Below are 7,281 nucleotides of genomic sequence, written 5' to 3'. Positions count from 1 at the left end.
GCCTCGGTCTTTTTGCTTGCGCTATGGCTGATTCAAACCGGTTTAAAGGCAGACCCCGCTATGCTGGTCCGCCACCACCAGTTCTGGTTTGTTTTTTTTGTCTGCAGATGAAATAATTGCATGGGTCGTTCCGATACAGTCAAATATATTCGGGCCCGATGGCCGGTTTGTTTAAATTTGTATGTTTCAGGAACCAATAAAAGCTTTTTAACGGATTTGTCAAGCAAAAATTTGTGCGGGTTTTTCATTTGTGTTTAAACTCACATTTCGGTATGAATCCTTTTAAATATGATGGCGCCGTAAAAAGTTCAATATCTGCGTTACGCGCAATTTCTCAGAATTTCACGTACGGCCAAGTACGCTGCATTCTTCGAAATTGCGCAAGCCTTGATCTTGAACTTTTTACAGCGCCATCTGAAATCAGACTTCCAAGGAAGCCCTGCGGCCGGGGTCAGTTTTTTCGCTCCTGACCGTTTACGGATTCAGCCAATGCCTTCGCTTAAAATTTCAAAAACTCGGCCTGTCGGCCTCAAACAGTTTGAAATTTTTTAGCTCCGGCATTTGCTGAATTTTTCCGTAAACGCTCAATGTCGCCTCAAAAACCGACCCCGCCCCCGGGCTTCCTTGGAAGGGTTCTTGCCGGGCCAGCCCACGGGACCGGGCATGAAAACAACGCTTTTTAAGACTTGGATGTGTTGCTTTCGACCCCCTTGGTGAAACTTTGCACACAGTTGGCCATGATGCCGGCCCGGGGGTGGTTTGCGAGTCGCATTGAGCGCGCAAGCGGTCAGCAGGGAGCAAACCGCCACCGGGCCGGCATCATGCGAAAATTATAGAACCAAACACGAACAGCAACTTTTTTGAAGTTACCGAAAAGCGTTGCCTGACCCCACTGCAAATGATCATGGACCGAAGAAATGACTTTCAATGAACATACAATTTTGTTAATTTTTTGCCACAAAATTTACAATTTTGTAAATCCTTGTGTTCCCCCAGCCGCTGCCCCTGCCCCATCAGCACCCGTAGTTTTCAGAGCCGCGTTCCAGCACATGGGCATAAAACTTGCGGTAATACTCCTTGACCATCCGGCGGGAGGAAAAGTGCGGGGCAGTGGACTTGATGCTTTCTTTCATGTACCGGGTCCAGCCGTGGGGGGTGCCGTCTTCGGCAGCCTCATAATAAAGGGGGATCATTTCTTCTTCCAGCAGGGTGTATAATTGTGCGGCATCCTCCCGGTCCCGGCCGCTGTCCGCATCCTTTCTGCCTGAGCCGAACTGCCAGCCGTTGTTGCTGTTATAGCCCTCCAGCCACCATCCGTCCGGGATGCTCACATGGGGCACGCCGTTTAAGGCCGCTTTCATGCCGCTGGTGCCGCTGGCCTCCATTGGGGGAACGGGATTGTTTAACCATGCATCCACGCCATGGACCATATACTGGCCGAGCTGCTCGTTGTAGTTTTCCACAAAGGCGATCCTGCCGCCCATCTGCGGATCACGGGCAAATTCAAATACGCGGTGGATCAGTTCATGGCCCTTGGCGTCCTCTGGATGGGATTTTCCGGCAAATATGATCTGAACCGGCCGCCAGGGATCATTGACGATTTTCTTGAGCCGATCCAGGTCATGGAAGATCAGGTCCGCGCGCTTGTATGTGGCAAACCTGCGGGCGAATCCAAGGGTGAGAACCGACGGATCCAGAAGCGTGCCCATGCCCATGATCTGGGATGGATCCGCATCACCTGCATCCCACCGGTCCCGGGCCTTGTGGCGTATGTAATTGACCAGCTTGAGCTTGAACCAGTAATGAATCTGCCATAGCTCCGAATCCGGGATTTCCTCGATAAACTGCCATATGGCCGGGTTGTCATGGACATTGATCCAGCCTTCTCCGAAATACTTGTTAAACAGCAGCCGCATCTTGGGCTCCAGCCAAGTGGGCAGATGGACCCCGTTTGTCACGTAATCAATGGGCACGTCTTCTTCAGCCTTGTCCGGCCACATGCAGTGCCACATGCCCCGGGTGACCTCCCCGTGCTTCTGACTCACAGCATTGACATTGCCCGAAAGCCGCAATGCCAGTGCTGTCATGTTAAACCCGGCTTCGGGATTTTCCGGATGCCGGCCCAGTTCCATGAACCCATCCCGGTCCAGCCCCAGAAGGGGCCAGTAGCCTTCCAGGTATTTTTCCACCAGGTCAAAGGGAAAAATATCATGCCCTGCGGGCACCGGCGTGTGGGTGGTAAACAGGCTCATGGCCGCCACCTTTTTGCGCGCCTGTTCAAAATCCGCGCCATCTTCGACAAATTCGCGGATTTTTTCAAGCAGGGCAAAGGCGGCATGCCCCTCGTTTAAATGCAGCATGCTGAAATCGTGACCCAGGGCCGCCAGCACCCTTGAGCCGCCGATCCCCAGCAGAATCTCCTGGAGCAGCCGCTGGGTGACATCACTGGTATAAAGCCTTCTGGAAATGGATCTGACCCAGTCGCTGTTGGACGCGATATCTGTATCCATGAGATAAAGCCCCACCCTTCCCACGGAAACCTTCCATATGCCCACTTCCACAGGGGTGTGGTTGATATAGGGCACCGGCACGCAAACCTGCTCTCCGTCCTTGGTCAGCAGGCGGCTGATGGATGCGGCATCCTTGTCCACCTTTTGTGTAAAATTTTCCTGCCACCCGTCACGGTTGATCACCTGGTTGAGATACCCGCCCGGATACATAAACCCCACGGCTACCATGGGAATGCCCAGGTCACTGCATTCCTTGAGATGATCGCCGGCAAGAAATCCCAGCCCGCCGGCGTAAAACGGCAGGGAATGATGCAGGCCGTATTCCGCGCTGAAATAGGCGATGGGCGGGGCATCCGGCTGCAGTTCAAATTCCGGGTACAGCACCCGCTCGTTTAGATATTTCTCAAACAAATACATCACCAGATCATAATGCCGCAGGTAATTGTCATCCCGGGTGGCCCCCGCCAGGGCATCGGCTGACAACTGCTTTAACATCAGGTCCGGGTTGTGGTTGCTTTCCTTCCAGGCCTGGCGGTCAAGCATTTTAAAAAGCATGCGGGCCTGGGGATTCCAGCTCCACCAGAGGTTTTCCGCCAGACCGCCCAGACCCTTTATGCGGGTGGGCAGATTGGGAAAATCATTGTTGCTCAGTTGGTACGACGGCATTCAGGTCTCCTTGGACAAACAATAAAATAAAACAGGTTTTTTAGATTTATAAAAAGGCATCATGAACCGGCATGCCATTAATATATGCAAAATCCGGGCCAGTAAATTTTACAGCAACTGCCCCGGCATAACCGGGCCGGGGAAAAACCGGCAGAATCGTCCATTTTTCATTCATGGAGCAGCCGCGGTCGGCCAGTGCATAGCCGCGGTCGGCCCGGCAATCGATTTCGACATCCCGGAGCCGGGCAATTCCCTCACCGGTGGCCTTCAGGTAAGCCTCCTTAAGGGTCCAGTACTGATAAAAAAGTGCTTTTGCAGACTCCCGGGAACGGCTCCGGACAGCCCGTGCCTCGGCTGAAGAAAAAAACCGATCAGCCATCCCGGAAATGTCGGCTGCGGGGTTGATCCATTCAATATCCACACCAACGGGTCCCTTCAGGCAAACGCCGAGCAACATCATCTCACGGGAATGGGACAGATTAAAACAAAAAAAATCAAAAGGCAGGTCATTTTTCAGACCGGGCCTGCCCCGGCCCTGATCTTCAAATACCAGATGATTTGGACAAATGCCGGTGAGACCGCCCAGAATCTGCCGCAAAATGCCATGGGCGGCAATAAAGCGGCGCCTGTGGGCTTCAGATAAAAATCGCTGTGCCCGGGCGCCTTCCTCCCGGGAAAGCAGCTGCCTGAACCGGCGGATCTGCCGGGGACAAATATCCAGGGATGCCTGCCACAGGGCGACGCCCCTGGTTTGCAGCGTTTTCAAACTCTCCGGCAATTCGGACATGGGCATGGATCCGGCAGCAAAAGTCAATATTTTGTCACACCCTAACCCATCATGCCGGCACAGGCAAATATTTTTCAAACAAAACTTGATGGCACCGTAAAAGTTCAATATCTGCGTTACGCGCAATTTCTCAGAATTTCACGTACGGATAAGTACGCTGCATTCTTCGAAATTGCGCAAGCCTTGATCTTGAACTTTTAAGGCGCCATCTAAAAACTTACTTTTTACGAAACCATCAAACTTGCTACCATGTATCAATATCCGGCCGTTTTTTCCCGGTCCGGGCGCCCTCCGGCGGCATGGCGGCAAGGCCGCGCATGATCCAGTGCCGGGTGTCTGCGGGGTCGATCACGTCGTCGATTTCCAGAAACGAGGCCATGTTGATGGCCTTTCCGTGCTCATAGGACATGGCCACCAGGGAATCGTATAACTCCTGGCGCTTTTCCGGGTCTTTTTCCGCCTCCAGGTCCTTTTTGAAACCCAGCTTCACGGCCCCTTCCAGGCCCATGCCGCCGAATTCGCCAGTGGGCCAGGAGATATTGAACACCGGCCGGTGGTAGCCGCCGCCCACCATGGCCATGGCCCCCAGGCCGTATCCCTTGCGCAGAACCACGGAAAACACCGGGATGGTGGCGCCGGCCGCAGTCACAAACAACCGGGCAAAGCGCCGCACCTGCGCGCTTTTTTCGGCCTCCGGGCCCACCATGAACCCCGGGGTGTCGCAGAGCACCACCATGGGAATGTCAAATGCGTCGCACAGCTTCATGAACCGGGCGGCCTTATCTGCGGCATCCCCGTCAATGGCCCCGCCCAGGTGCCAGCAGTTGTTGGCCATCAGGCCGAAGGGCCGGCCCTGGATACGAATCAGTGCGGTGATAATGCCCGGGCCGTACTGTCTGAGAAGCTCTATGACCGAGTCCGTATCCGCCAGAAGCGAAATGATTTCCGAGACATTGTAGGCCCTGAGCCGGTTTTCCGGAACACACCGGCGCAGCCGGCGCTGATCTGCACACTGCCAGTCGTCCACCGGTCCCTGGAAATAGGAAAGGTATTTTTTGGCCGCAGCCACGGCCCCGGCCTCGTCTTCCACAAGAATGTCAATGACCCCGTTGGGTCCCTGCACACTGGCGGGCCCGATTTGCTCGGGCCGGCATTTGCCCAGCCCGCCGCCTTCGATCATGGCGGGTCCGCCCATGCCGATGTTGGCGTTTTTCGTGGCAATGATCACGTCGCTGCAGCCCAGCAAAGTGGCGTTTCCGGCAAAACAGTACCCGGAAACGATGCCCACCAGGGGCACCAGCCCGCTTAAACTGGCATACCGGGTGAAAGTATCCAGGTCCAGGCCCGCCACCCGGAGCTCCATGGCATCCACGTCCCCGGGCCGCCCGCCCCCGCCTTCGGCAAAAAGCACCACCGGCAGGCGCCACTGCTCTGCCAGATGCAGCATCCGGTCGGTTTTCTGGTGATTAAACGCCCCCTGGGTGCCGGCCATGGCCGTGTAATCATAGGCCAGCACCATGCACCGGGCCTTTGTCTCGTCAAACCGGTTTCCGTTGACCGATCCGATCCCGGTGATCAGCCCGTCTGCCGGGCTTTTTTGGATCAACTCCGCCAAAGAGCGCCGCCGGCGCTGGGCTGCCACCGCCAGGGCGCCGTACTCGATAAAACTGTCATCATCCACCAAGTCTGCGATATTTTCCCTGGCCGTGCGCTGGCCGGTTTTTCTGCGCTTTTCAACCGCTTCGGGCCGGGCCTCGTCCATGCAGGCCCGGTGCCGCTCGACAACCTCGGCCAGATCCGGCCGGATATGATCCAGATCCACCTCTTTTTCCGCATCCGCCTGCTCGGCATCCACATGGCCTGGTTCAATCCAGGCCAGCGCCCGGCCTTTGGCCAGGGTGTCGCCGCGCTTGACACAGATGCGCCGGATCACGCCGCTGACGCCGGCTTCGATTGCATGCTGCATTTTCATGGCCTCGATTACGGCCACGACTTGTTTTTCATGCACCACCTGCCCTTCTTCCGCCTCGATTCTCACCACCGTGCCGGGCATGGACACCCGGCAGGGCCCGGTGTTTTCCGGGGCGTCGTTGGCATCATCGGCCTGACCCGCATTTTTTTCCAGGCCCGGGCCGCCCTGAATTTGATCAAAATAATGCGCCCGGTGGCCGCTGTCTGCCGATCCGGTCAACCGGCCCAGTTGGGTTTCCACAAACCGGGTGGTCACCTTGTTTGCCACAACATCCGAATGCCGGACCAGGTTCTGGAGCAGGCCGATATTGGTGGCCACCCCCTCGATGCGAAACTCGCACAGGGCCCGGTAGGCTTTTGCCAAAACATCGGCATATTCAGGTGAGCGGCTGTGGCAGATCAGCTTGGCCAGCAAAGAGTCAAAGTTGGGATTGATTTCATAGCCGGCATATCCAAAGGTATCCACCCTTACCCCCGGACCCAGGGGCGGTTCAAACACCCGCAGGGTGCCGGATGCAGCTGATATATCGCCGTTTTCCGAAATTTCTTCCATGTTGATGCGCAGTTGCACGGCATGGCCCGCGGGCGCGCTGATCTGCTCCCGGCCAAGTCCCAGATCCGGCAGGCTCCGGCCCCGGGCGATTTCAATCTGGGCACGCACCAGATCAACGCCGGTGATCTCCTCGGTGACCGTGTGCTCCACCTGAAGCCGGGGATTGACCTCAAGGAAATAAAAGGGCCCGCAACCGCCTGCTTGCCCGGCATCCACCAGAAACTCGAAAGTACCCAGACTCCTGTAATCAACGCTTTGGGCCAGTTGCACGGCCGCATCTGTCAGGCGGGTGCGCAGGGAGTCGTCCATGCCCGGGGCGGGTGCGATTTCCACAAGCTTCTGGTTGCGGCGCTGCAGGGTGCATTCCCGCTCCCACAAATGCGAAACCCCGCCCCGGCCGTCGCCGATGACCTGGACCTCGATGTGACGGGCATCGGCAATCAGCTTTTCCACGTACACATCCCCGCAGCCAAAGGCCGCTGCTGCCTCGGAACAGCACAGGTCAAATGCCGCATCCAGATCTTGCAGGCTGTAGGCCGCCCGCATGCCCCGGCCCCCGCCTCCGGCCAGGGCCTTGATCATCACGGCCGCACCATCTCCCAGGGAGTTGAAAAACTCCCGGGCCTGATCTTTGGTGACCGGTCCGTGTGTTGCCGGCAGCAGGGCAATGTCGCATTTTTGAGCCTGAGGCCGCCCTGCTTGATGACATCGGTCGACGCGTTGAACACCTTCATAAAAGAGATCGGGCCAGAGGCCACGCCGCCCGTCGAATGCACGATGTCCCCCGCCGGACG

Annotated in this window: 4 protein-coding genes; all 4 read right to left on the bottom strand. The window is 56.6% G+C overall.

All coding sequences use genetic code 11. From position 1 onward, the window contains the following. Window positions 1-1,013: 1,013 nt before the first annotated feature. Window positions 1,014-3,176, bottom strand: coding sequence for an alpha-glucan family phosphorylase (gene glgP, locus R6U41_RS06515; protein ID WP_410269022.1), 2,163 nt, complete (start codon window positions 3,174-3,176; stop codon window positions 1,014-1,016). A gap of 46 nt (window positions 3,177-3,222) precedes the next feature. Next, complete coding sequence (locus tag R6U41_RS06510; RefSeq protein ID WP_410269021.1) at window positions 3,223-3,942, bottom strand: 4'-phosphopantetheinyl transferase family protein; 720 nt, start codon at window positions 3,940-3,942, stop codon at window positions 3,223-3,225. A 265-nt stretch (window positions 3,943-4,207) separates the two neighbouring features. Then, complete coding sequence (locus R6U41_RS06505; protein WP_410269024.1) at window positions 4,208-7,147, bottom strand: carboxyl transferase domain-containing protein; 2,940 nt, start codon at window positions 7,145-7,147, stop codon at window positions 4,208-4,210. Then, a partial coding sequence (locus tag R6U41_RS06500) for a hypothetical protein (RefSeq protein WP_410269023.1) occupies window positions 7,069-7,281 on the bottom strand: 213 nt, incomplete at its 5' end. The genes R6U41_RS06505 and R6U41_RS06500, both read right to left, overlap by 79 nt.

Origin of the sequence: Desulfosalsimonas sp. (genome assembly GCF_046483245.1) — a bacterium.
Classification (GTDB): Bacteria; Desulfobacterota; Desulfobacteria; order Desulfobacterales; family Desulfosalsimonadaceae; genus Desulfosalsimonas.
This window is presented reverse-complemented; position numbering and strand designations above follow the sequence as displayed.

Coding starts and splice junctions, on each gene's coding strand:
- glgP (WP_410269022.1), bottom strand. CDS start 3,176: ATGCCGTCGTACCAACTGAGCAACAATGATTTTCCCAATCTGCCCACC.